We start from the raw sequence: 23,495 nt of genomic DNA, 5'->3' as shown, positions 1-23,495 counted from the left end.
ATAAATTATTAACTAGAAAAATTATTGTGAAAATATGAGGATTATAAAACAAGATACTAAAGAAGGAATTATCGAAGTAGTTCCAGAAACTTTGGATGATTTATGGCATTTATCCCATATAATAGAAGAGGGGGATAATGCTTCTTCTAAAACAACAAGACGTATTCAAGATAATACTGGAGATAAATTAAGAAGTGATAGGGGAGTTAAGAAAACATTTTATTTAGGTTTAGATATTGAGAATATCACTTTTCATTTATTCACTGGAAAATTGAGATTAACTGGTACTATTACAAGGGGGCCTGAAGACTTAATTCCTCTTGGATCACATCATACTTTGGAAGTTAAACTCAATACTCCAATTACAATCAAAAAAGATTTTTGGCCAAAATGGGCAATAAAAAGAATGAATCAAGCTATTGAAGCATCTAAAAAATTATCCGCAATAATAATTGTTTTAGAAGATGATACTGCAACAATTGGTCTGATGAGACAATTTGGAATCGAGTATTATGGTCCAATTAAAGGGCATGTTTCTGGTAAAAGAATAATTGATAAAAATAGGCAAAAAAATATTGTCCAATTTTATGATAAGATTATTGATTCAATAGAAAAATTTGATTCTATTCAAAATATTGTTATTGCAGGTCCAGGTTTTGTTAAAAATGATTTTTATGATTATATTAAAGAGAAATATAAAGATTTAGCTAAAATATCTGTTATAGAATCCACTGGATCTGGTGGACGTAATGGTATTAGTGAAGTTCTTAAAAAAGGGTCTGTTGAAAAATTAACTTCAGAAAATAGAGTTGCACAAGAAATGGGTGCTATTAATAGATTACTCACTGAAATTGGTAAAAATTCATCTAAAATTGCATATGGTGTGAAACAAACAAAAAGTGCAATTAATTTGGGTGCTGTTAGTGAACTTTTGATTTTAGATACTAAAGTAGCTAGTGAAAATATGGGTGACTTGATGGATATGGTTGAAAATATGAAAGGTGAAGTAATGGTTGTTAGTAGTGAACATGAAGGCGGAAAACAATTAGAAAGCCTTGGGGGCATGGCAGCTATTTTAAGGTATGAAATTGCTTAATTTCATGTACAAATTTATATAATATGAACAATTAAAAATAACTATATAAGTGATAACATGTTTTATTCATCAATTATTATTGCATTTATTATTGTTTTTATCATAACAGCTGTAAGTACTGCTGTTTTAGATATTATTTTTAGATTTTTTGGAAAAAGAGGATATCTTGGTAATTTATATCCAAATGTGAGAGGAGGAACTCCTCGTGCAATTGGTGTGATTCCTTTTATGGTATTGTCTTTTTTTATGTTGCCTAGTTGTAACTCAATGATTCTAATCATAGGTATCTTTGCATTAATTGATGATATTCTTGGAAGAAAAAAATGTGTTCCTTTGGGTGTTGAATGGGGACAACTTTCAAGAGGAATTGGAATTATATTGGTGATGATAGCCGGTATTCTTGAAGGATATTGGATTTCTGCAATATTTATTGCATTAATGGTTCAACCACTCAATATTTCAGATATGCAACCAGGTAGTGCATGTATTGTTACCATGATTATGTCTGTTGTAACTATAATTCTTATGTTAATTGTAGGTTCACCAATGGTAAATGAATTACCTGCAGTTTACACACCGTTATTAATATTTGTTGTTTGTGCTGCTTACTCTCCTCTTGATTTTTCAGGAAAAATAATGTTAGGTGAAGTTGGAAATCATACTTTGGGTGTAGCCCTTGGTTTAGCATTTTATATAGTTGGAGGATTATGGTCTGTTATTTTACTTGGATTTATAACTGTTGCTTTAATTGCATTTGTTAGAAGAAATAATTTAAGAGTATTTTTCAGACAAAACTTAGGAATATTAAATCCAACATTCGGAGATTATTTCATGGATGTATTAACTGGGGGAGGATTAGGAGATTTGTTTAGAAGATTAATCCTTAAAGATAAACGTTATGATGTTAAAAATCCTTTATTGATTTCATTAGGATTTAGGAGATTATTATTTAATCCATATGCATCACATGTGAAGTATGTTTCAAAGAAAATACCAAAATTAGGAAAAGGAGTGTGAGTATATGAAAGCATTTTTCACAGTTACAGGAAGAGGTTTAGGTGGTGATGCAGTTGTTGCACTTAATACCATGTTGGCACTTAGAAAAAAAGGTGTTGAATCTATAATTGGTATAGATGAAACTGCTTCTGGTGATTTATTTGAGAAAAATGGTTTTGAAGTATGTAAAATTTCTATTCCTCATGCTGGAGGACATGCTGCAACTAAACTTTCTGCAATTAAAGGTGCTTTAAAGTTAGTAACTGCAACTTTTAAAGCAAGGAAAGCTATTAAAAAATGTAAATCTGATTTTGTTGTCGCAGTTTTAGGTGGAGGTGCAATTGTAGGTTCATTAGGTGCTAAATTTGCAAGAAAACCTTGTTTTTCTTTAATTTCAACTCCTTTAGATTCTAAAGTTTGTCCTAAATTTAATTATTGTTATGTTTTGCCGGAATTGGATAAATTTAGATTGGATACTCTTCCAAGTAATATGGATAAATCTTTTTACCCATTAACTGATGATATTGGTGATGGAAACGTGGAGATTGCTCTTCAAAAGTTAAAAGAATATCCTAATTTTGATGAAAACAAAAAGACAATTATATTTTCTTCAGGTTCATCAATATTTAAGGGAACTATTGATGCTATTAATTTAGCTGCAGATGATAGTAATGATTATAATTTGGTTTTGATTGGACGTCCTTTAAAAGAAGAATATTATGATTTGATTGATGAGGAAAAAATAATTTATGTTGGATTTATTGATTGGGTTAATCATTTATTCAAATTTGCTGATTTAGCAGTTTTAACTGATGATGGTGTTTCTCTTGAAGAAGCAATGATTTGTGAAAAACCTATTATTGCTCTTACTAAAGTAAAATGGGGAAGATACCAAAATATGGCTGGTGTTTTTAAGGGAGCTATTATTGAATCAGAAGTCAGCGATGTCTGTAAAAGCATTGATGAGGCATTTGAGAATTATGGTTCTTTAAAGAAAAATGCTGAAATCTATGGTAAGCAATGTTTTGAAGCTGCAGATGTTCTTGCAGATAAAATTTTAAAAAAAGTCGAATAGTGGTATTATAACCACATATTTTTTATAATTTTATAGTTTGTATCTGTTGATGGGTGAATTTCTAAAAATTCATCATAATCATCTAAATCATAGTTCATTCTCATTATATAAGATAAATATGCAACATCACTTACAGAGGATGGTGAAATTGAGTTAATTCTATTTATTTTATTATTTTTTTCATCAAATTCAATTTCTGAATATCCAGTATCACCATTTAAAATATTCCAAAATGCAGAAGGTCCTGCAATTGCAGGTATTGCAATAGTTTTTTTATCTTTTTCAAGGCACTCTGATTTTTCATTTTCAACAAAACTTACTTCCATGTTTAAGCTTAATGTTTGAGGAATACAATTGTAGCTTACTTTATTTGAGTATCCTGCCATATTTCTTGCAGCTGTGATACCTTCTTTTCTTGCTACTGGTGTTAGTTGGTATCCTCCAGTTACATCTCCTGCAGCATATATATTTTCTAGTGAAGTTTCCATCATTTCATTAACTTTAATAGTTTTATCATTGTTTAATTCAACAAGATCTTTAGCGATTTCACTATTTGGTGTTCTTCCTGTTGCAAAAAATGGAATTCCTTCTAGTTCTTCACCATTTTTAAGTAAAACTTTATTTTTAAAAGCTTCTACAACATCAGTATTTTCATAGATATTTACATCTGACATTATGTTCTCTAAAATATATTTCTTTGTGTTTGGAGTAATTTCTTTTAAAAATGAGCTTCTTGCAATAATATTGACTTCACTACCTAATGTTGAGTAAATATTAGCTATTTCTGCAGCTATAATTCCTCCACCAATAATATTTAATTTTTCAGGAATATCATCAATTTTTAATATGTCTTTATTTGTTAATCCGAATTCGCTACCTTTGATATCTGGAATAAATGGGCGAGCACCGGTTGCAATGAGTAAATTGTCATATTCAAAACTTTCATTATTTACTCGAACTACATTATTGTCAATGCTTGCTTCACCATAAATTATGTTGTTTCCAACAGATTCGTTTTCTTGTTGGTTTAAATATCTTAATTTTTTTTGTGTTTCAGTAATTTTTTCAACAATTTTTTCATAAGATATTTCAAGTTGACTTTTTAAAAATCCGTGTGCATTGAATCTATTGTTTGTTTCAATAAATTTTGTAATGTCTGTTAATGCACAAACAACCATACATCCTTCATTTAGACAAGTACCAGCAATATGGTTTTTTTCAATTAAAATAACTTCTTCTCCTAATTTTCCAAGCTCTAAGGAAGCTAATCTTCCTGCAGGCCCAGAACCAATAACAATATTTTTCATTTTTTTAACTCCGTTTAGATAATTTTATATAATACTACTTTTAATATTATTTACATATTAAATTTTGGAGGGAAAATTATGTGTATTGCAGCACCTGCTCATGTTGTTGAAATTAATAGAGAGGATAATTGGTTATATGCGGATTTTGGTGGAGCAAGACAACAAGCAAAAATAGATCTTTTACCTGATGTAGAAGTTGGTGATTATGTTCTTATCCATGCTGGTTATGCAATAGAAAAATTAACTGAAGAAGCAGCTAAAGAATCTTTAGAAGCTTGGGAAGAACTTTTAGAAGTTCTTGAAGAAGAAGATAAAGAAATGGAAAAAGCAAGAATGAATGATTTAAATTAGTAAATAGACACTCTTGTTACTCCTTTTATTTTTAAAAATTCATTTATTAAATCTCCACTTACTATTTCTTCGGTTATGATGGTTAATATTGGATTTTCTTGGAGTTCAGTATCTTCGGCATAAGCTTGTCTTATTCCAATTCCTTTTTCTGTAATTAATTTTGTAGTGTTTGCTAATATTCCATCGCTTTTAGATCCACATTCAATTTCTATTACACCTAATTTTAAATTTTTTGCAATATTTTTTAGAAGTGTTCCAGCAGGTATAATATTATTAAAAAGATTATATAATTCCTCATCTTCTCGAATCACTTCAATTGTAGATTTAATAGCTCGTCTATCCACATCTGCTGCTGTAGCTAGTGCTTTATCACTTATTTTTAAATTTCCACAATATATTTTTCCATTTTCATTTAATGATAGTCCAAGTTCTATCATTTTTCCTGCAACTCTAATTCTTGCAGGGTATTTTTTGAATTTTTCATTAATTTTTTCCCACATTTTAATCAACATTCTACTTTTTTGTACATTCAAGTTAAATTATGTAGAATATGATATATATTTATTATGTTATTTCATTTAAAAAACGATAAAATAGTTAAGTAGTGAAAAATTCTTTAAAAAAATAATTTAGAAGTAGGCTAGATGGGATTCGAACCCATGACCTCCCGGTTATCAGCCGAGCGCGCTAACCAAGCTGTGCCACTAGCCTATGAGTATTACATGACAGTTAACTGTCAACACTTATAGTTATATTAATCTCCATATATAAATCTTTCGATTATATACAGAAATTAATTATGATTTCAAAAGTCTATCTATTAATCATTTCATTAATGGAATCTGCCATAGCATGTCCTTCGACTATAATTTTTGCTTTTTCGATTCCTTCAATAGATTCAGCTTTGATTTTTGCATCAGCAGCAATACGGGTGATACTCATACAACCTGGGTTGGTTGGTTTTAGAGTAATTTCAGCTTGATCTCCATCAACTGTGATATTTTGTACGATGCCCATTTCCACAATACTAATTCCCATATGAGGATCATTAATTACAGCAATAGCATCTTTAATATTATTTACTAATTCTTCAGACATATCTTTTGCCTCCTATTTTTTAGAAATTATACATATACTTTTTTTTCAATGATATTTATAAATATTGTTACTAACCAAATTATACTAAAATCATTTTACTCTATGTTTTAATTTAACACCGATACCATTACGGCATTCTTCCATTTCATGTCCAGTCATTATAGCTTTTCCAACACCAACGACAATGTCATCTTTAACAACAACGACTTCATCATTTGGTACTATTTTATGATCTGCTTTAATGATTCCTGGTGCAAAAACAGTGTTTGTTGTAATATCAAAATCTATTTCAACAACATGGGTTTCTAAATCTTTTAAAATTTCCCCACCAGGTAAATTTAATCTATATAATCCATGATCCTTATTTAATAATGCTAATTGTTTTCCATCAGATAATATTCTTTTATGGTACATTCCTTTGGTTTTAACATTATCTGGGATGAATTTATCTCCATTTTCACCAAATTGAAATTTAGCAATTGATTTTAATTCATGTAATGTTTTTTCTCTTCTATTTATCTTTTGATGGTTTTTAAGTTCCATTCTTAAATTATAAAGTGAATCTGGAGAAGTTGGTCTTCCATCTTTACAAACATTTACGAAATCATCAACATATGCTTCGCAAGATTCTAAATATCCTCCAGCAAGATTTGCAACAATATTTTTTCCTTCACAATATTTAGCAATTAATTTTCCTGTTTCTTTAATTTCATCTTGTGACCATGAACCAGTTGTACTTACATCATAAGATTGAATAGGGAATGTATTCTCGAGTTCTCTTGGACAAATTCCAAATGGGGAAGTTACGATAAGTTCTTGGTATGAACGTGTAAGTTTTCTAAATTTTTGGTGTGACTTGGAATTGGAATAAGGTTTTTTCATACTGCATGGTAGTAAAACAACAGTGTCTCCGAGAGGTTCCATCATTTCCATTCTTTGTCTCCATCTAACTGCTTCTGGACGGTGGAGAGACTCTTCACTTGAACATATTACTTTCATATTATTCCTCAAAAGCTTTAATTAATTCATTGTCTAATTTAATGAGTCTTTTAATATTTTCATCACTATTAGGTATTTGTTTTTTCCATTTATTTATAACAAAATTAATATCTACTTCCTCACTACCACTTATTAAATTATCTGCATGAGCAACAATTTTTTCTTCAAGTGTTTGAGGCATATAATATTTTTCAGGAAGTCCTAACCCTATAGCTTCTTCTTTTGTTATTCCAGCACCTATGTGTCTTTCAATAATGTTTAAAACATCTTCGGAATAACCATATTTTTTTGCTATCTTAACTCCTTCAATAGCATGGGTGATACCATGAGTTTTTGATCTTCCAATATCATGTAAAAGAGCGCCTTTTTTAATTAAGTCGACATTTACATTATCAAAATTAGAAGCTATTTTCATAGCTTTTTTATAAACTGCCTTACAATGGTTTATAACATTTTCAGGAGTATTTTCCTTTTTTAGTAATTCAATTTCCATTGTTATCTATGATTTTTTAATTTTTTTGAGAAATGAATTGTAATTACCTTCAACTATTTCAATCTCTCTTTTAATGTTCTCAATAATTTCAGTATTATCTTGATATTCTAATTCTTCGCCACATGCAGGACATAAAAATTCGTAATAAGGATCTGCTGCAGTATCAAAATTAAACCTAACATGGCCGTATGGACATACAAAGAACATATTCTCTTCTTCAGCATTTAATTCTTTATTAAGTTCAGCTAATTCAGCTTCACTATCTTTTTTAATTCTACTGATTAATTCATTTTCTTCAAATTTCCAAGAATAAGTAAACCATTGAGTTTCTGGATCTTTACTTCTTTTATAATTAGCAATTCTTAAATCATAAAGCTTGTATAACATTTTTCTAACGATATTTAGTTTAATACCTGTTTTTTCTGCTATTTCTTCATCTGTTTCAATACCATCATTTAATGATTTAATAATTGGAATAATAGTTTTTTCAACAGTTTCATGAATATCATTAGAAATATATTGTACATCTTCTGGTGGAAGTTCCAGTGCTCTTATAAGATTATTCATTCCATCAGGGGTTGACTCATCAGGATATCTTTCTCTGAAATTTTTTTTAAGATTTTCTTCATAATCCTTTTCAACAATTTGTGATAATAATTTCTTTACTAATATATCATCTATCATTTAATTTCCCCTAATATTAATTATCTTATTTTTTAGTGTTTTGAAACTTCTAAATAAATAAAAATAAAAAAGATAATTCTTTAAAAGTAATGTTTAGTTATATTTTTTTTATTATAAAAATATAACTATTTTACTTTAAAATTAATAGTCTTTTAATATGTCTAAAAAATTTTTAATAATATAATCAACTGCATCATCACTTAAAGTTGAATAAATTGGTAGACTTATTTCATTTTCAAATAACTTGTATGAATTAGGATAATCTTTGATATCAAATCCTAAATTTTTATATGCAGTAAGCATCGGAAGTGGTTTATAATGCACGTTTGTACTTATTCCTCTTTCTTCCATTTTAATTATTATTTCGTTTCTTTGTTCTAAAGTAATGCCTTTAATTCTGGTTAAGTATAAATGAGCAGATGATGTTGAATTTTCGGAGAAATGTTTAGGACATATGACTTTACTATCTTTGAATCCTTCATCATATTTTTTAATGATATCATGTCTTCTTTTAAGCATGGAATCATATCTTTCGAGTTGTGCAAGTCCAATTCCTGCTTGAACATCAGTCATATTACATTTATATGCTGGAAGGAGGATATCATACTCCCAAGAGCCTTTTTGGGTTTTTTCTAATGCATCTTTGGTTTGACCGTGAAGTGAAAGGATTTGTAATTGTTTGTATAATTTTTCACAATCTATTCCATTATGATTTTTCCAAGTTACTGCTCCACCTTCTGCGGTTGTTAAATTCTTAACAGCATGGAATGAAAAACAAGTAAAATCAGCAAGAGTTCCTGCAGTTTTATTATTTTGAATAGCTCCAAAACCATGAGCACAGTCTGCTAATACAATAATTCTACCATAAGCTTCTTGCAAGTCATTATTAGCAGTAAACAATTCTTTTTTGTTTTCAATTATTTCATATATTTTATTATAATCACATAATATTCCTGCAATATCAACTGGCATAATAACTTTTGTTTTTTCGGTAATTGCTTCATTTAATTTAGAGTAGTCCATTTCTTCTTTATCTTTTTGACTGTCAATCATTACGGGTGTTGCACCAACATGACAAATTACACTGCAAGTTGCAGTATAAGTGTATGCAGGTACAATTACTTCATCACCTTCACCAATACCTAATAATCTTAAAGTCATTTCTAAAGCAGTGGTTGCTGAACTTAAGCAAACAGTTTTGGCACTACCACAGTAATTAGTGATTTTTTTTTCAAATTCTTTTGTTTTAGGTCCTGTTGTAATCCATCCGGATTTTAATGCAGATACAACTTCTTCAATTTCTTTTTCACTTATGTCAGGTGGGGAAAATGAAATATTCATATTAATTTACTCTCCATTAACTTCTTCAGGTTCCCTGTAAGTAGGAACGCATTTTTTCATAGTTTCTTTAATAATTTGTTTATCTGTAATTTCGTTATTTATAATTTCTCTGAATGCATCTAATTTTTCTTCAACATCGTTCATTGTGTAATTCATTGGTTTTGTAATGAATATCTTTTCATGACCTGTTTCTTCAAGATTTTCTTCGTTCATTAGAATTTCTTCATATAATTTTTCTCCAGGTCTTAAACCTGTGAATGTTATGTCAATATCTTTTCCAAGAGTCAATCCAGATAATTCAATTAAACTTTTAGCTAAATCATAAATTTTAACTGGTTCTCCCATATTCAATACAAATATTTCTCCACCTTTTGCATAGGTAATTGATTGTAATACTAAGGCTACTGCTTCAGGTATTGTCATAAAGAATCTTGTAATATCTTTATGTGTTACTGTCACAGGTCCACCAGCTTCAATTTGTTTTTTAAATAATGGGACTACTGATCCATTACTTCCAAGGACATTTCCAAAACGAACAGCTACAAATTCAGTTTTACTTTCTTTATCTTTTGCTTGAATAATCATTTCGCATAATCTTTTAGTAGCACCCATTATGTTTGTTGGATTAACTGCTTTATCAGTTGAAATTAAAATAAAACGTTTTGTGTTATATTTATCACATGCATTAACGAGATTATATGTTCCAAATATATTATTTTTAATTGCTTCAGTTGGGTTATTTTCCATTAGAGGAACATGTTTATGTGCTGCAGCATGGAAAACAATTTCTGGTGAATATTCTTCAAATATTTCATATATCCTTTCTTTATCTCTAATATTTGCTATAATCGCTATAATTTCATTATTTGGATATTTATCCTTAAGTTCTAGCTCAATATTGTATAAATTATTTTCATATATGTCTAACATTAATAATTGCTTTGGATTGTGAAGCATTATTTGTCTACAAAGTTCTTCACCAATAGATCCTCCTCCACCAGTTACTAAAACAACTTTATTATTGATTAAACTTTTAATATTATTATTATCAAGTTCTACAGGTTCTCTTCCAAGTAAATCTTCAATTTCAACATCTCTTAAACTATTGTATAAATCTTCAGAGGATATAGCTTCTCTTAAATCAGGTAATGATTTTACATTAGCAGTTGTTTTACTACAAATTTCTAAAATTTCTTTTTTATTTTCATTATCGATATTTACAATTGTGAAAAAGATTGTATCAATCTTTTCGTTTTTACATATTTTTTGGATATCATTTCTATTTCCAATAATTTTTATTCCAGCGACAGAATAACCTCTACGTTTTTTATTATCGTCAATGATTCCAACAATATTATATTTTCCTTTTAATGTAGTTTGCAATGTTTTAATAATATTATTTGCAGAATATCCTCCTCCTATAATCAATAATTTTTCTTGATTTTCGTGAGGGTAGTAATTTTTTTTATTTGTAATATTTGATAATAATGAATATTTTATTATTAGACGATAAACAACAATTATAATACCAATAATAATACCTGCAGTTAAATTGAATTTTATTGTAGGAATTTTCATACTAATTATATCTTCAATTAAAGAAACGACAAGTAAAGATATTATTGAAAGAAGAATGTACATGATATAATCTTGGTTATTTTCATAACGGATAATATTTGAATATCTTTTTGTTAATCTGAAAATTATTTGTAAGACAATTATTCCAAGTATTATACTAATTAAAATTCCTTTTTTTGCTATTATACTTATGGGATCCATTAAAAAAGAGTCAGTAATTAAAACAGATATTAAATAATATCCTAAAATAACGGATAAAGAATCCATTAATGGCAATAAGAAATTTCTATATTTTCCAAAACTATCTACATTCATGAGAACCATCTTATTAAATTCAATTATAACTTATAATTATGACAATTATTTTTATGTTTATTAATTAATATAAAATTTTCTTTAGAGTATTTTTTTAACATAAAATTTCACATTGTATTCTTCTAAAAATACTTAGATTGGTCTAATTATTACTGCAGGAGTGTGTATAATTGAATCAAGGTCTTCAATAGTTACTTCATCGAATTCAGTGCCTAGAATATCTTTAACACTATGTATTGTTTTCATCTCTGTAGAAAGTGATTTTTGATAATCTTCTGCAATATTAGCTATCTTCAATGCAGTTTCAACATCTATTTTTTCACTGCAACCTAATGGTGTAGATCCCATGTTTTTTGATAGTTGTCCTTTAACATATCCAAAAAATCCATTATCTGCATCGATTCCATCAATTGCAATGGGAAGTCCTGTAAAATATTTTCCATTTTTCATATATGTTGCATCCGTATCAATAATTATCACACAAACTTCTTTTTCAATTCTTTTTTTCAATTCTTTTGCGACATTTTCAGGATTATCTGGAAGCAAGGAAACGTAAGTTCCAGGTGCATTACTTAAATCAACGCCAGCTTCTGAAGCAGGTTTTAATGCATGTTTTAAACCATACAATTGTAAAATTACTTCTTTGTGAGCATAAGTTTCTTTAGGTAATTTCCTTAGATTTTTAATGGTTCTTTTTTTAATTCCTAAAGCAGGTCCTAAGATATATCCCCATAAATATTTGCTCCAAACGGTTGTTAAGAATTTAGCGGTTAATGATGGAGAATATTTTGACTCATCAATTAGTCTTCCCTGTGAAACGGATATAGGTGTTTCAGCTATTACTAAATAATCATTATCTTTCATTAATTTTTTAGCAGGTTCGATAATAACATCTAAATTATCATTTGGTTTAATATAACCTGTTTCAATAGGAATTACGATGTAATTTCCATTAGTAACATGTTTTATATTTTTTAATTCATCATTGTTATCTGTCATAAAAATCTTTATTATTAATTGATATAATAATATAAATAGTAAGATACATTTTATAATTATCTATTTAGAGGGTGTTGTTATGGCAAGGAAATTTATTACATATTTTGATAAAGAAGGTGATGATTACACTGATGAATTAATAATGGCTGTTAAAGATAAATTAGACATAATTGATATTAAAAGAATCATAATTGCTTCTGCTACTGGTGAATCTGCATTAAAATTGTATGAAGCAGTCGATGATGATATTGAAATTATTAATGTAACTCATCATATGGGATTTAGCGGGCCTAATGAGTCAGATATTTCAAAAGATATGGTGGAAAAACTTGAAAAAGTTGGGATTAAGACCTATTTTGGAAGTCATGCATTTAGTGGTGCTGCAAGAGGAGTTACTAATAAATTTGGAGGTTGTTCTCCATTAGATGTTGTAGCAAATACTTTTAGAATGTTTTCACATGGTATTAAAGTTGGAGCTGAAATATCTATTATGGCTGCAGATGCAGGTTTGGTGCCAGTTGGAGAGGAAATAATTGCTATTGGTGGTAGAGCTCATGGTGTTGATAGTGCGGTTATTTTAACCCCTGTTAACTCAAAAGATTTGTTTAATTTAAAAATTCATGAAATTATAGCGATGCCAAGAGATTAAATTTATTAATTTTTATACTATTTTTGATATTTATCTAAATTAGTTGCATTTAAATATTAGTAAAAAGAGATGTATTTAACAATTAGTTTAAAGCAGTGAATGTGGGGTTAATTTGTGAAATTTATAGATGATGCAATCAAAGAATCTGAACAAAGAATGGAAGAAAAAGCTCCTGATAAACTCTCTTCCGATATTGATGATGAGCTTATAGATATTATTAATGGATCTAAAACAAATATTTTTGTTGTTGGTGCTGGTGGAGCAGGAAACAACACTATTTCAAGATTAAACGAAATGGGCATTGAAGGAGCAGATACAATTGCAGTAAATACTGATGCTCAAGATTTATTTTACAGCCAATCTGGTAAAAAAATTCTTTTAGGTAGAAAGACTTCTAAAGGATTAGGTGCAGGTGGAGATCCATCTGTTGGTGAAGAATGTGCTGAAGAAAGTGAAGATGAAATTAGAGAAGAATTAGAAGGAGCAGACATGGTATTTGTCACTTGTGGTCTTGGTGGAGGAACAGGAACTGGTTCAGCACCAATTATAGCTAAACTTTCTAAAAAATTAGGTGCATTAACTGTTGCTGTAGCTACTATGCCATTTTCAGCAGAAGGGATTAAAAGAAGAGAAAATGCTGATCAAGGTTTAGAAAAACTCCAAGAGTCTGCTGATACTGTTATAGTAATTCCAAATGATAAATTATTAGAAGTAGCACCTAACTTACCTTTAAACAAAGCTTTCATGGTTTCTGATGAAATTTTAGGTAGGGCTGTTAAAGGTATTACTGAATTAATTACTAAAAAAGGTCTTGTAAGTTTAGACTTTGCAGATATTAGAAGTATCATGGGTGGTTCTGGAATGGCTATGATTGGTATGGGTGAATCTGATACTGGTGATAGAGCTTTAGAATCTGTACATGAAGCATTAAGCAGTCCATTGTTAGATATTGATATATCAAATGCTACTGGTGCTTTAGTTAACATATCTGGTAGTTCTGACTTAACATTACATGAAGCTGAAAAAATTGTTCAAGTTGTTGCTGATAAATTAGATCCTGAAGCTAATATTATTTGGGGTACTCAAATTGATGAAAGTCTTCAAAACACTGTTAGAACAACAGTTGTTGTTTCAGGTATTAAAAATGGATATGATGAAAGTAATGCTCCTGAAATTGAGTATGCTGAAGATAACTCAGAAAATAAATCAGCTGATGATCAATTAGATGATTTCATTGATGGAATTTTCTAATTCTATCTTTTTATTTTTTTAATTAAATGCAAACATTTATTAATGTTTAAATTTAAAAGATATTTTATTACTATTATTTTATTATAATTTAAAAATTCTTAATTTTGGTTATCTAAATGAATGTTCAAGAAGATTTTAACAAATTTATTAAAGACTGTAAAAGAGTATTAAAAGTTGCTAAAAAACCAGATGGTAAAGAATACCGTGATTTAGCTAAAATTTCTGCTTTAGGTGTTGCAGTTATTGGTGTTATTGGTTTTGTCATTGTTTTATTAGGCTCTTTAATTGGCTTATAAAACTAACTTTTTTATTTTTTTAAATCTTATTTAATTATAGTAAAATTTTTTGTAATGTTTTGTTTTATTTAAAATTATCATTTTTTTAAAAACTTTTAAATACTATAATTTATATAGATATTCATATTATAGAATTCTTATTTTCGAGACATTTTCTTCTTGAAAATTATGGCTTTTATAATATTTTTAACTTAATGTATGATTTTATTAACAAGAAAAAATTTTAAAAATAGGTGAATTTTTTATGGAAAATACTAATAGTTCCATATATGCTCTAAAAACATCCGCAGGTCAGGAAAGAAATGTTGCTAGGCTCTTAGCACGTAAAGCTAGAACTATTGATGGCATAGGCATTTCATCAATTCTTGTTCCAGAATCTTTAAAAGGGTATATTTTAGTTGAATCTTCAACAAAAATAGATCTTAGACACCCTGATTTAAAAGTACAACATTTAAGAGGTGTTGTTGGTGGTGACGCTACAATTCCTTTTGATGAAGTAAAAAGATTCTTAAAACCAGAACCTATTATTTCCTCTATTCAAAAAGGAAGTATTGTTGAACTTATTTCTGGTCCTTTCAAAGGAGAAAGAGCAAAAGTGGTTCGTATTGATGAATCACGTGAAGAAGTCGTTCTTGAGTTAATAGAAGCAGCAGTACCAATTCCGGTCACTGTTAAAGCTGATCAAATTAGAATAATTCAAAAGGAGGCTGACTGATGGCTAAAGATACAGTCGAAGTTCTTATCGAAGGTGGAACTGCTACTCCTGGTCCACCATTAGGTCCAGCTTTAGGACCTCTCGGTATTAACATGATGCAAGTAGTTGAAGAAATTAATAAGAAAAGCGCTGACTTCGCAGGAATGAAAGTACCTGTTAAAGTTATCGTTGATAGAGATACTAAAGATTTCGAAATTGAAATTGGTACTCCACCTACAACTGCTCTTATCATGGAAGAGTTAGGCATCGAAAAAGCTTCTCATGAACCAGGTTTAGATATTATAAATGACTTATCAATTGAAGCTGCATTTAAAATTGCAAGAATGAAATTTGATTCATTACTTGCTAATGATTATAAATCAGGTATCAAAGAAGTTATGGGAACCTGTGTTAGTATGGGATTATCTGTTGATGGTAAAGACCCAAGAGAAGCACAAAAAGATGTTGATGCTGGAAAATATGATGATATCTTATTAAAATAGATATTATATTGTTAAATTTAAATTAAGTTAATAAATACAGTGTATATGATATTATAATTCAAGTTATAATTGATATACTGTTTTTAATTCATGCAATCGTTGAAGAATTTTTTTCTTGTAATCGATACTCATGAAACCAAAAAATATCCAATGAACATTAAATGTTCATGGAGGATTAATATGACACAAGATGTAATTAACGCGGTGAAGGAGGCAAAAGAACAATCTAAGCCGAGAAACTTCACTGAGTCCGTAGATATTATTATTAATATCCGTGACTTAGATGTCAAAAAACCAGAAAATAGGTTTAATGAGGAAGTTACTCTTCCTAACGGCCGTGGCAAAGATGTTAAAATCGGAGTCATCGCTGATGGGGAACTCATTGTTCAAGCTAAAGATGCTGGTCTTGACACTGTAATTAATAAAGGAGATTTAGAAGCTTTCGGAAAAGACAGAAAATCTGCTAAAAAAATGGCAAACTCTGTTGATTTCTTAGTAGCTCAAGCTGATATGATGCCCCTTGTTGGTAGGTTCTTAGGTCCAGTACTTGGACCTCGTGGTAAAATGCCAAAACCAGTACCTGCAAGTATTAAATTAGCTCCTCTCTTAGAAAGATTACAAAGTACTGTCAAAGTTGGTGTAAAACAACAATCAAGTATTCAAATTGTTGTCGGAAGCCAAGACATGTCAGACGAGGATATAGCTGAGAATGTGGAAACTGTTCTTACAGTCTTAGACCGCAATTTAGAAAAAGGAAGAAGTCAAATCAAGTCCATGTTTATTAAAACAACTATGGGACCAGTAGTGAGGGTGATCTAATGGCTCATGTTGCAGAATGGAAAAAGGAAGAAGTCCAAGAGCTTAAAGAAATCATTGATCAATACGATGTAATTGGTGTTGTTGATTTAATGAACATTCCTGCTAAACAGCTTCAAGAAATGAGAAAATCTCTCAATGGTAAAGCTGTTATCAGAATGTCTAAAATAAATCTCATTGATTTAGCTCTTGAAGATTGTAATGCTGATAAAAACAATATTGTTGGTTTATCTGATCATATGGATGGTCAAATTGCACTTATTGCAACCGAGATGAATCCTTTCAAATTATACAAAATATTAGAAGACAGCAAAACTTCAGCTCCTGCTAAACCCGGAACTATTGCTTCTGATGATATTATTGTACCTGAAGGAGACACCGGTTTTGAACCAGGTCCTTTCTTAGGTGAATTACAACAAGTTGGAATTCCTGCAAAAATTGATAAAGGTAAAATCTGCGTACAAAAAGAAACAGTCGTTGTAAAAGCAGGCGAAGAAGTTTCTAAACAAGTAGCAGCAACCTTATCCAGAATGGATATCAATCCTATGGAAGTAGGAATCGATTTAAAAGCAGTATATGAAGAAGAAGCAATTTATACTTCCGACATACTTGCAATCGACGAAGAACAAACATTAGCTGACGTTCAAAATGCATTCAGAAATGCATTTAATTTATCTGTAAACGCAGCAATCCCTACTGATGAAACTATTTCCACTATCATTACTCTCGCATACACTAAAGCTGTTAATGTTGGTGTTGCAGGAGCAATTATGACCTCTGAAACTACTGAACCAATTATTGGTTTAGCTCAAGCTAAAATGTTAGCTATCGCATCTGAAATTGCTGATGCACCAGGTGCTATTGATGATGAATTAGCTGATAAACTTTCTAATGTTGCTGTAGCAGCTGCTCCAGTAGTAGAAGAAGTTGTCGAAGAAGAGGAAGAAGAGGAAGAAGAAGAAAGTAGTGAAGAAGAAGCAGCAGCTGGGTTAGGAGCTCTCTTCGGTTAAATTAATTATTTAAAATTTTTATTAATAAACTAACACTTTAAAAATTAATGGTGATAACATGGAATACATATATGCGGCAATGATTTTGCACAGTGCAGAAAAAGAGATTAACGAAGAAAATGTTAAAAGTATTATCGAAGCAGCAGGAATTGAAGCTGAAGATGCTAGAATCAAAGCTTTAATTGCAGCTTTAGAAGATGTTGACATTGATGAAGCTATGGAAACTACTGCTATGGCAGCAGCAGCTCCTGCAGCAGCTCCAGTAGCAGCAGAAGCAGCTGAAGAAGAAGAGGAAGAAGAAGAGGAAGAAGAAGCTTCTGAAGAAGAAGCAGCAGCAGGATTAGGTGCTCTCTTCGGATAGATTTTTTTAAATCTATCGCCTTTCTTTTTTTTATTTTTTAAACTTATATAACTCTTATTTTAAACTAATTTTAACTTAAATACAATCTTTTTTTTAACTGTAATTTTATAAAATTCAATTTTTTCATTAATTATTTATTTAACAAAAATAATATTATAAACTAATAAATAATTTAAACTGATTTATATGGTAGAAATTTTTGAAAAACTTGGTTATAAATTACAAACTTGTAAAACTTGTGGACAAGAGTTTTACTCCCAAGTTGATAGAGATACTTGTGGGGATGCTCCATGTGATGAGTATGGATTTATTGCAAATCCTGCTACTGATAAACCATACAATTTATATGAAATCCAGAAAGTTTTTAAAGAATTCTTAGAAAGTGAAGGTCACACTGCTATTGACAGATATCCTGTTTTAGCAAAAAGATGGAGAGATGATGTGTTTTTAGTTGGGGCATCTATTTTTTGTTTCCAACCATGGATTACCTCAGGACTTGTTAAACCTCCTGCAAATCCATTAGAAATAGCCCAACCATCTATTAGATTAAACGATGTAGATAATGTAGGAAGAACTGGCCGTCACATGACATGTTTTACTATGGGTTCTCACACTGTGATTAACTCTGAAGATAATTTCATTTACTGGGAAGATGAAACAATTAGACTTTGTCATGAATTTTTTAATTCAATTGGGATTAACACAGAAGAAATTACTTTCATTAAATCTTGGTGGTCTGGTGGAGGTAACGAAGGACCTTGTTATGAAGTATGTTGTAGAGGAGTAGAACTTGCGACTCTTGTATTTATTCAATATGAAACCTTAGAAGATGGATCTAAAAAAGAAATTCCAATTAAAGTTGTGGATACTGGTTATGGTCTTGAAAGAATTGCTTGGATTTCACAAGGAACTCCAACAGCTTATGATGCATGTTTTGCACCAGTTGTTGATAAATTAAGGGAATTAACTGGTGTTGAGATTAATGAAGATATTCAAGGAAGAAATGCACAAATTGCTGGAATGATGGATATTGAAGATATTGGGGATTTAAAAGAACTTCGTCAACAAGTTGCAGATAGTTTAAACCTTTCATTAGAAGAGTATTTAAAAATAGCTGAACCAATGGAAGCAATTTATATTATTGCAGATCACACACGTTGTCTGGCATTTATGATTGCTGATGGTATCATTCCATCTAATGTAAAAGAAGGTTATCTTGCAAGATTGGTTTTAAGAAGAACAATTAGATTCATGAAAGATTTAAACATGAAAGAATCTCTTGCAGATATCATGGAAATACAACTTGACTTTTTATCTAAATTCTATCCTGAAATTCGTGACAGTGAAGAACATATTATGAATATTATCACTTTAGAAGAAGAAAGATATGCTGCTACTGTTAAAAAAGGTAAAAGTATTGTCAAAAGATCTATTAAAAGACTTAAAAAAGAAGGTAAAAATGAAATGCCTCTTGATATGTTAATAGATTTATATGATGCTCATGGAATTCCTCCAGAAACTGTTGTTGAAATGGCAGGGGATGATTTTAATGTGAATGTTCCAGATAATTTCTTCACACAAGTAGCTGGAGCTCACGAAAAAGATGATTCTAATACAAAATCCACTTTTAAAGTAGATTTCCCTGAAACAGAGTTATTATTCTATAAAGATTTCTACCAACAAGAATTTGAAGCAGAAGTTTTAGGTGTAATTGAAAAAGATGGAAATCAATGTTTAGTTTTTGATAAAACTGTATTCTATCCTGAAGGAGGAGGTCAACCTTCTGATATTGGTGAAATTTGCATTGATGGTGAAATTTTTGAAGTATCTTATGCTGAGAAAGTTAATAATGTGGTTTTACATCATGTAAGTGATGTTCCAGAGGATATTGTTGGTAAAACAATTACTGGTAAACTTGATTGGGATAGAAGAATAACTCTTGCACGTCACCACACTGGAACTCATTTAGTTATTGCAGCTGCAAGAAAAGTATTGGGTCAACACATTTGGCAAGCAGGATCTCAAAACAATCTTTCAAGGGCACGTATTGACTTATCTCATTATAAACGTATTACTCAAGAGGAATTAAATGAGATTGAGAAATTAGCTAATGAGTATGTAATGGCTAATATTGATTTAGATATTCAATTCCATTCAAGAGATGAAGCACAGGAATTATATGGTTTTGTACTTTATCAAGGGGGTATTGTCCCAGGTAAAATGATTCGTGTTGTTAAAATTCCTGGAATTGATGTTCAAGCTTGTGCAGGAACACATGTTTTAAGAACTGGTGTTGTAGGACCAATTAAAATTAACAAAACTGAGAGAGTGCAAGATGGTGTTGAAAGAATTGATTTTTCAGCAGGTCTTGCTGCAATTGATTCAATTCAACATGATGATGAACTTTTAAGAGAAAGTTCTGCAATATTTAAAGTTGACAATGATCAACTTCCAAAAACATGTGACAGATTCTTTAGTGAGTGGAAATCACAGAAAAACGAAATTGATAGGTTAAAATCTCAAATTGCTTCTTTAAAAATGAATTCTTTAGCTGATGATTATGATGAAATTAATGGATTAAAAGTTGTATCTGAATTAATGGATTCTGATTTTAAAGAACTTCAAAAAATAGCTACTGACTTTACTGATAATGGAAAAGCAGATGTAGTTATTATGGGAAACAATGATGGTAAAATTGTTGGTGCAGCTTCTCAAAATGCAATTGATAATGGAATTAAAATTAATGAAGTCATTAAAACTGCTGCTGGTGTATTAGGTGGTGGTGGTGGTGGCCGTTTAACTTTAGCACAAGGTGCAGGTAAAAACACTGATAAAATGGATGAAGCTATTCAAACTGCAATTGATTTAATCAAAGGATAATTTTTAAGTGTGTTAATTAGAAGAGTTGTTTAAATGAATCATGATTTAATTATTGCCAGATATGGTGAAATTGGTGTTAAAAGTCCTAAAATCAGGTCACGTTTTGAAAGAAAGTTGGTTAAAAATATTAAAGCTACTTTTGATTGTGAAGTTGATAGAAATCAAGGAAGAATATATATTCGTCCAAAAGATTTCAAAGAGGGTGTTGAGAAATTAAACAGAGTATTTGGTGTTGTATCTTATTCTCCAGCTACTTCTACTACTGCTACATATGATGATATTGATGAAACATTAACTGAATATGTCAAAGAATTGGTTTTACAGGGTTTAATTGATGAAACTACGAAATTTGCGATTAAATGTCGTCGTGTTGGAAAACATGAGTTTTCATCACAGGAAATGGCTGCGCACTGTGGTGGTGTTGTAAGAAATGTTGTTTTAGCACCTGTTGATTTAACCAATCCGGACTTAACAATATTTGTTGAAATTAGAGATAATAATGCTTTCATTTTTCATGAAAAAATTAAAGGACCTGGAGGTCTTCCATTAGGAACTCAAGGGAAAGTTGTAGTTTTACTTTCAAGTGGAATAGATTCTCCTGTTGCAGCGTATCTGATGATGAAGAGGGGTTGTGAAGTTATTGCATTAAATTGTGATAATATTCCTTTCACTACTCCAAAAGCGGGTGAACTTTTCGATGAATTAGTTGATCAATTAAATCTTTATGCAAAAGGCTCTCCTATTAAAAAACGTAAAGTTCCTTTCGGTGAATATTTACAAGTTGTTAAGGAGAAAGCACCTGAGAAAATGACTTGTGTTTTATGTAAGTCTGGAATGTATCACATTGCAGAGAAATTAGCTTTAAAACTTGGAGCAGATGCTATTGTTGATGGAAGTAGTGTAGGTCAAGTGGCTTCACAAACTTTATCAAATATTTTAGCTACAAGATATGGTGTTAATATACCTATATTATCTCCATTAATTGGTTTAGATAAAGAGGAAATTACTCAAATTGCTAAAAATATTGGTACTTTTGAAATTTCCAAAATTGATGATGGGGGATGTAGTGCTGTGCCAAGATATCCTGAAACACAAGCAGATTTAGAGCGTGTTAAATTAGCTTGTGAAGATATGAATCAAGATGAAGAAATTGAAAAACTTTTTAAAAATATTATAAGATTTGATTAATTTCAATCTTTTTTCTTTTTATATTTTAAACATAATAATTAAATACTATACTATATAAAATTAATAATGTATAGTAAATAATTTATTTACTAATCGAGGTTATTAAAATGAAAACTACTGTTAGTGTAATTAAAGCTGATATTGGAAGTGTGTCTGGACATTGTGTAGCACACCCAGAATTAATTGATATTTGTGATGAAGTTTTAAATGAAGCTTTAGAATCAGGTATCATAAAAGATTACTATATCTCTCGTTGTGGAGATGACATTGACTTAATTATGACCCATGACAAAGGGGAAGAAAACGAAGAAGTTCACAAAACTGCATATACTGCATTCATGAAAGCTACTGAAAGAGCACGTGAATTAAAATTATACGGTGCAGGTCAAGACTTATTATCTGATACTTTCTCTGGAAACATTAAAGGTATGGGTCCCGGTGTAGCAGAAATGGAATTTGAAGAAAGACCATCTGATCCAGTACTCATATTCTGTTGTGATAAAACTGAACCTGGTGCATTCAACTTACCTGTATTTAGAATCTTTGCAGACCCATTCAATACTGCAGGTCTTGTAATTGATCCTAAATTACACGATGGATTCAAATTTGAAGTATTTGATGTAATTGAACACAAAAAAGTTATCTTAAACTGTCCTGAAGAAATGTACGATTTACTTGCATTAATTGGTTCTACCGGTAGATATGTAATTAAAAGAGTATGGAAGAAAAATGGTGAAATCGCAGCTGCAGTAAGTACTGAAAGATTAAACTTAATGGCTGGAGAATACGTTGGTAAAGATGATCCAGTATGTATTGTAAGAGCACAATCTGGTTTCCCTGCTAACGGTGAATGTGTAGATCCATTTGCATTCCCTCATATCGTAAGTGGATGGATGAGAGGATCCCACAATGGTCCAATGATGCCTGTATCTGAAGCAGAAGCAAATCCAATCAGATTTGATGGACCACCTAGAGTTGTTGGTTTAGGTTTCCAAGTAGCTAATGGTCAATTAATCGGACCTGTAGACTTATTCGATGACCCTGCATTTGACCCTACTCGTGAAGAAGCAGCTAAAGTTGCAACCTATCTTAGAAGACATGGTCCATTCGAACCTCACAGATTACCTGCTGAAGAAATGGAATATACTTCATTACCTGGTGTAATGAAAAAATTAGAATCCAGATTCGAAGATATGGATTAAATTTAAAGAGATTTTTTATATCTTCTTTTATTTTTTTAAAAAATTATTTTTTATGAGCAGTTATTATTGTAAAACTGCTAGAATTGATTGTTATAATACAATCATCAATTTCAACATAATAATTCTTACCTTGTTTATTTACTTTTGAATTTTCTTTTTTAAGTTTTGAAATACAGTAACTAACTGGTTCAGTATTTATTCCTAAATTTTTTTGTATTCTTTCAATACCCATTTTGGTTGTATGTATTTTATCAATATTCTTTAATAGCTCTGCTTTATGCATTTTAACACCTGAGGTATTTTAGTTAATAAT

Annotated in this window: 25 protein-coding genes and 1 tRNA gene; 15 read left to right on the top strand and 11 right to left on the bottom strand. The window is 30.1% G+C overall.

Features of this window, described 5'->3' with window-relative positions; all coding sequences use genetic code 11:
• Nucleotides 1–34: 34 nt before the first annotated feature.
• Genes ACI389_RS02695 through ACI389_RS02685 form a run of 3 tightly spaced genes read left to right on the top strand, consistent with a single transcriptional unit; the run spans nt 35 to nt 3,167 of the window.
• A complete protein-coding gene (locus ACI389_RS02695) occupies nt 35–1,096 on the top strand; it encodes an mRNA surveillance protein pelota (RefSeq protein ID WP_439780006.1) in 1,062 nt (353 codons plus the stop codon).
• Nucleotides 1,097–1,153: 57 nt separating this feature from the next.
• Complete coding sequence (locus ACI389_RS02690) at nt 1,154–2,113, top strand: cell wall biosynthesis protein (protein WP_439780005.1); 960 nt, start codon at nt 1,154–1,156, stop codon at nt 2,111–2,113.
• Between the two features lie 4 nt (nt 2,114–2,117).
• Nucleotides 2,118–3,167 (top strand): glycosyltransferase, encoded by a 1,050-nt coding sequence (locus ACI389_RS02685; RefSeq protein WP_439780004.1) that lies wholly within the window; start codon nt 2,118–2,120, stop codon nt 3,165–3,167.
• 5 nt (nt 3,168–3,172) lie between these two features.
• Here ACI389_RS02685 and ACI389_RS02680 read toward each other — a convergent pair whose 3' ends face one another.
• The gene (locus ACI389_RS02680; protein ID WP_439780003.1) at nt 3,173–4,474 is read right to left on the bottom strand and encodes an FAD-dependent oxidoreductase; all 1,302 of its coding nucleotides are present in this window, start codon (nt 4,472–4,474) and stop codon (nt 3,173–3,175) included.
• A gap of 78 nt (nt 4,475–4,552) precedes the next feature.
• Here ACI389_RS02680 and ACI389_RS02675 point away from each other — a divergent pair, with 78 nt between their 5' ends.
• Nucleotides 4,553–4,825, top strand: coding sequence for a HypC/HybG/HupF family hydrogenase formation chaperone (locus tag ACI389_RS02675; RefSeq protein WP_439780002.1), 273 nt, complete (start codon nt 4,553–4,555; stop codon nt 4,823–4,825).
• Here the strand turns inward: ACI389_RS02675 and ACI389_RS02670 are convergent.
• The 9 genes from ACI389_RS02670 to ACI389_RS02630 all read right to left on the bottom strand — a co-directional run bounded on the left by ACI389_RS02670 (nt 4,822) and on the right by ACI389_RS02630 (nt 12,332).
• A complete protein-coding gene (locus ACI389_RS02670; protein WP_439780057.1) occupies nt 4,822–5,337 on the bottom strand; it encodes an amino acid-binding protein in 516 nt (171 codons plus the stop codon). The genes ACI389_RS02675 and ACI389_RS02670 overlap by 4 nt on opposite strands.
• A gap of 124 nt (nt 5,338–5,461) precedes the next feature.
• Nucleotides 5,462–5,536 (bottom strand) — tRNA-Ile (locus ACI389_RS02665).
• A 102-nt stretch (nt 5,537–5,638) separates the two neighbouring features.
• Nucleotides 5,639–5,923 (bottom strand): iron-sulfur cluster assembly protein, encoded by a 285-nt coding sequence (locus tag ACI389_RS02660; RefSeq protein ID WP_439780001.1) that lies wholly within the window; start codon nt 5,921–5,923, stop codon nt 5,639–5,641.
• Between the two features lie 90 nt (nt 5,924–6,013).
• Entirely contained in the window at nt 6,014–6,922 is a 909-nt protein-coding gene (locus ACI389_RS02655; RefSeq protein WP_439780000.1) for a DUF5591 domain-containing protein, read from the bottom strand.
• Between the two features lies 1 nt (nt 6,923).
• The gene (locus ACI389_RS02650) at nt 6,924–7,415 is read right to left on the bottom strand and encodes a TIGR00295 family protein (protein ID WP_439779999.1); all 492 of its coding nucleotides are present in this window, start codon (nt 7,413–7,415) and stop codon (nt 6,924–6,926) included.
• A gap of 6 nt (nt 7,416–7,421) precedes the next feature.
• Complete coding sequence (tfe, locus tag ACI389_RS02645) at nt 7,422–7,982, bottom strand: transcription factor E (RefSeq protein ID WP_439780056.1); 561 nt, start codon at nt 7,980–7,982, stop codon at nt 7,422–7,424.
• Between the two features lie 258 nt (nt 7,983–8,240).
• The gene (locus tag ACI389_RS02640) at nt 8,241–9,440 is read right to left on the bottom strand and encodes a DegT/DnrJ/EryC1/StrS family aminotransferase (protein WP_439779998.1); all 1,200 of its coding nucleotides are present in this window, start codon (nt 9,438–9,440) and stop codon (nt 8,241–8,243) included.
• Nucleotides 9,441–9,446: 6 nt separating this feature from the next.
• Nucleotides 9,447–11,333 carry a polysaccharide biosynthesis protein gene (locus ACI389_RS02635; protein ID WP_439779997.1) on the bottom strand — a complete coding sequence of 629 codons (1,887 nt, stop codon included), beginning with the start codon at nt 11,331–11,333 and terminating at the stop codon, nt 9,447–9,449.
• Nucleotides 11,334–11,465: 132 nt separating this feature from the next.
• Nucleotides 11,466–12,332, bottom strand: a complete 867-nt coding sequence (locus ACI389_RS02630; RefSeq protein WP_439779996.1) for a coenzyme F420-0:L-glutamate ligase — start codon at nt 12,330–12,332, stop codon at nt 11,466–11,468.
• Between the two features lie 79 nt (nt 12,333–12,411).
• Between ACI389_RS02630 and ACI389_RS02625 the strand changes: the two genes are divergently transcribed.
• The 11 genes from ACI389_RS02625 to fbp all read left to right on the top strand — a co-directional run bounded on the left by ACI389_RS02625 (nt 12,412) and on the right by fbp (nt 23,182).
• A complete protein-coding gene (locus tag ACI389_RS02625) occupies nt 12,412–12,981 on the top strand; it encodes a pyruvate kinase alpha/beta domain-containing protein (protein ID WP_439779995.1) in 570 nt (189 codons plus the stop codon).
• 114 nt (nt 12,982–13,095) lie between these two features.
• A complete protein-coding gene (gene ftsZ, locus ACI389_RS02620; RefSeq protein WP_439779994.1) occupies nt 13,096–14,232 on the top strand; it encodes a cell division protein FtsZ in 1,137 nt (378 codons plus the stop codon).
• A 116-nt stretch (nt 14,233–14,348) separates the two neighbouring features.
• Nucleotides 14,349–14,528, top strand: coding sequence for a protein translocase SEC61 complex subunit gamma (locus ACI389_RS02615; protein WP_439779993.1), 180 nt, complete (start codon nt 14,349–14,351; stop codon nt 14,526–14,528).
• A gap of 244 nt (nt 14,529–14,772) precedes the next feature.
• Nucleotides 14,773–15,243: a transcription elongation factor Spt5 gene (locus ACI389_RS02610; RefSeq protein WP_439779992.1), complete on the top strand. Its 471-nt coding sequence runs from the start codon at nt 14,773–14,775 to the stop codon at nt 15,241–15,243.
• Entirely contained in the window at nt 15,243–15,725 is a 483-nt protein-coding gene (locus tag ACI389_RS02605) for a 50S ribosomal protein L11 (protein ID WP_439779991.1), read from the top strand. Before ACI389_RS02610 ends, ACI389_RS02605 begins: the two co-directional genes overlap by 1 nt.
• Nucleotides 15,726–15,905: 180 nt before the next feature.
• The gene (locus ACI389_RS02600) at nt 15,906–16,544 is read left to right on the top strand and encodes a 50S ribosomal protein L1 (protein WP_439779990.1); all 639 of its coding nucleotides are present in this window, start codon (nt 15,906–15,908) and stop codon (nt 16,542–16,544) included.
• On the top strand, nt 16,544–17,551 hold the full coding sequence (locus ACI389_RS02595) for a 50S ribosomal protein L10 (RefSeq protein WP_439779989.1): 1,008 nt from the start codon (nt 16,544–16,546) through the stop codon (nt 17,549–17,551). The genes ACI389_RS02600 and ACI389_RS02595 overlap by 1 nt, the downstream gene beginning before the upstream one ends.
• Nucleotides 17,552–17,609: 58 nt before the next feature.
• Entirely contained in the window at nt 17,610–17,912 is a 303-nt protein-coding gene (gene rpl12p, locus ACI389_RS02590; RefSeq protein ID WP_439779988.1) for a 50S ribosomal protein P1, read from the top strand.
• A gap of 186 nt (nt 17,913–18,098) precedes the next feature.
• Complete coding sequence (gene alaS / locus ACI389_RS02585; RefSeq protein ID WP_439779987.1) at nt 18,099–20,792, top strand: alanine--tRNA ligase; 2,694 nt, start codon at nt 18,099–18,101, stop codon at nt 20,790–20,792.
• 33 nt (nt 20,793–20,825) lie between these two features.
• Complete coding sequence (gene thiI / locus ACI389_RS02580) at nt 20,826–21,980, top strand: tRNA uracil 4-sulfurtransferase ThiI (protein WP_439779986.1); 1,155 nt, start codon at nt 20,826–20,828, stop codon at nt 21,978–21,980.
• 107 nt (nt 21,981–22,087) lie between these two features.
• On the top strand, nt 22,088–23,182 hold the full coding sequence (fbp, locus tag ACI389_RS02575; protein WP_439779985.1) for a fructose-1,6-bisphosphate aldolase/phosphatase: 1,095 nt from the start codon (nt 22,088–22,090) through the stop codon (nt 23,180–23,182).
• A gap of 43 nt (nt 23,183–23,225) precedes the next feature.
• Here fbp and ACI389_RS02570 read toward each other — a convergent pair whose 3' ends face one another.
• Nucleotides 23,226–23,465 carry a DUF3781 domain-containing protein gene (locus ACI389_RS02570; RefSeq protein WP_439779984.1) on the bottom strand — a complete coding sequence of 80 codons (240 nt, stop codon included), beginning with the start codon at nt 23,463–23,465 and terminating at the stop codon, nt 23,226–23,228.
• Nucleotides 23,466–23,495 lie beyond the last annotated feature (30 nt).

The sequence above is a fragment of the Methanobrevibacter sp. genome, assembly GCF_051877095.1.
GTDB lineage: Archaea > Methanobacteriota > Methanobacteria > Methanobacteriales > Methanobacteriaceae > Methanocatella.
Note: the sequence above shows the minus strand (reverse complement) of the source record. Positions and strands in the feature narration are given on the sequence as shown.

Excerpts from the sequence above, each read along its gene's own strand:
- ACI389_RS02605 (WP_439779991.1), top strand. The coding sequence starts at position 15,243 with ATGGCTAAAGATACAGTCGAAGTTCTTATCGAAGGTGGAACTGCTACT.
- thiI (WP_439779986.1), top strand. The coding sequence starts at position 20,826 with ATGAATCATGATTTAATTATTGCCAGATATGGTGAAATTGGTGTTAAA.
- ACI389_RS02630 (WP_439779996.1), bottom strand. The coding sequence starts at position 12,332 with ATGACAGATAACAATGATGAATTAAAAAATATAAAACATGTTACTAAT.
- ACI389_RS02680 (WP_439780003.1), bottom strand. The coding sequence starts at position 4,474 with ATGAAAAATATTGTTATTGGTTCTGGGCCTGCAGGAAGATTAGCTTCC.
- ACI389_RS02675 (WP_439780002.1), top strand. The coding sequence starts at position 4,553 with ATGTGTATTGCAGCACCTGCTCATGTTGTTGAAATTAATAGAGAGGAT.
- ACI389_RS02610 (WP_439779992.1), top strand. The coding sequence starts at position 14,773 with ATGGAAAATACTAATAGTTCCATATATGCTCTAAAAACATCCGCAGGT.
- ACI389_RS02570 (WP_439779984.1), bottom strand. The coding sequence starts at position 23,465 with ATGCATAAAGCAGAGCTATTAAAGAATATTGATAAAATACATACAACC.
- ACI389_RS02595 (WP_439779989.1), top strand. The coding sequence starts at position 16,544 with ATGGCTCATGTTGCAGAATGGAAAAAGGAAGAAGTCCAAGAGCTTAAA.
- fbp (WP_439779985.1), top strand. The coding sequence starts at position 22,088 with ATGAAAACTACTGTTAGTGTAATTAAAGCTGATATTGGAAGTGTGTCT.
- ACI389_RS02690 (WP_439780005.1), top strand. The coding sequence starts at position 1,154 with ATGTTTTATTCATCAATTATTATTGCATTTATTATTGTTTTTATCATA.
- ACI389_RS02650 (WP_439779999.1), bottom strand. The coding sequence starts at position 7,415 with ATGGAAATTGAATTACTAAAAAAGGAAAATACTCCTGAAAATGTTATA.
- rpl12p (WP_439779988.1), top strand. The coding sequence starts at position 17,610 with ATGGAATACATATATGCGGCAATGATTTTGCACAGTGCAGAAAAAGAG.
- ACI389_RS02635 (WP_439779997.1), bottom strand. The coding sequence starts at position 11,333 with ATGAATGTAGATAGTTTTGGAAAATATAGAAATTTCTTATTGCCATTA.
- ACI389_RS02600 (WP_439779990.1), top strand. The coding sequence starts at position 15,906 with ATGACACAAGATGTAATTAACGCGGTGAAGGAGGCAAAAGAACAATCT.
- tfe (WP_439780056.1), bottom strand. The coding sequence starts at position 7,982 with ATGAATAATCTTATAAGAGCACTGGAACTTCCACCAGAAGATGTACAA.
- ACI389_RS02670 (WP_439780057.1), bottom strand. The coding sequence starts at position 5,337 with ATGTTGATTAAAATGTGGGAAAAAATTAATGAAAAATTCAAAAAATAC.
- ACI389_RS02655 (WP_439780000.1), bottom strand. The coding sequence starts at position 6,922 with ATGAAAGTAATATGTTCAAGTGAAGAGTCTCTCCACCGTCCAGAAGCA.
- ACI389_RS02625 (WP_439779995.1), top strand. The coding sequence starts at position 12,412 with ATGGCAAGGAAATTTATTACATATTTTGATAAAGAAGGTGATGATTAC.
- ACI389_RS02685 (WP_439780004.1), top strand. The coding sequence starts at position 2,118 with ATGAAAGCATTTTTCACAGTTACAGGAAGAGGTTTAGGTGGTGATGCA.
- ACI389_RS02660 (WP_439780001.1), bottom strand. The coding sequence starts at position 5,923 with ATGTCTGAAGAATTAGTAAATAATATTAAAGATGCTATTGCTGTAATT.
- ACI389_RS02640 (WP_439779998.1), bottom strand. The coding sequence starts at position 9,440 with ATGAATATTTCATTTTCCCCACCTGACATAAGTGAAAAAGAAATTGAA.
- ACI389_RS02695 (WP_439780006.1), top strand. The coding sequence starts at position 35 with ATGAGGATTATAAAACAAGATACTAAAGAAGGAATTATCGAAGTAGTT.
- ACI389_RS02615 (WP_439779993.1), top strand. The coding sequence starts at position 14,349 with ATGAATGTTCAAGAAGATTTTAACAAATTTATTAAAGACTGTAAAAGA.
- alaS (WP_439779987.1), top strand. The coding sequence starts at position 18,099 with ATGGTAGAAATTTTTGAAAAACTTGGTTATAAATTACAAACTTGTAAA.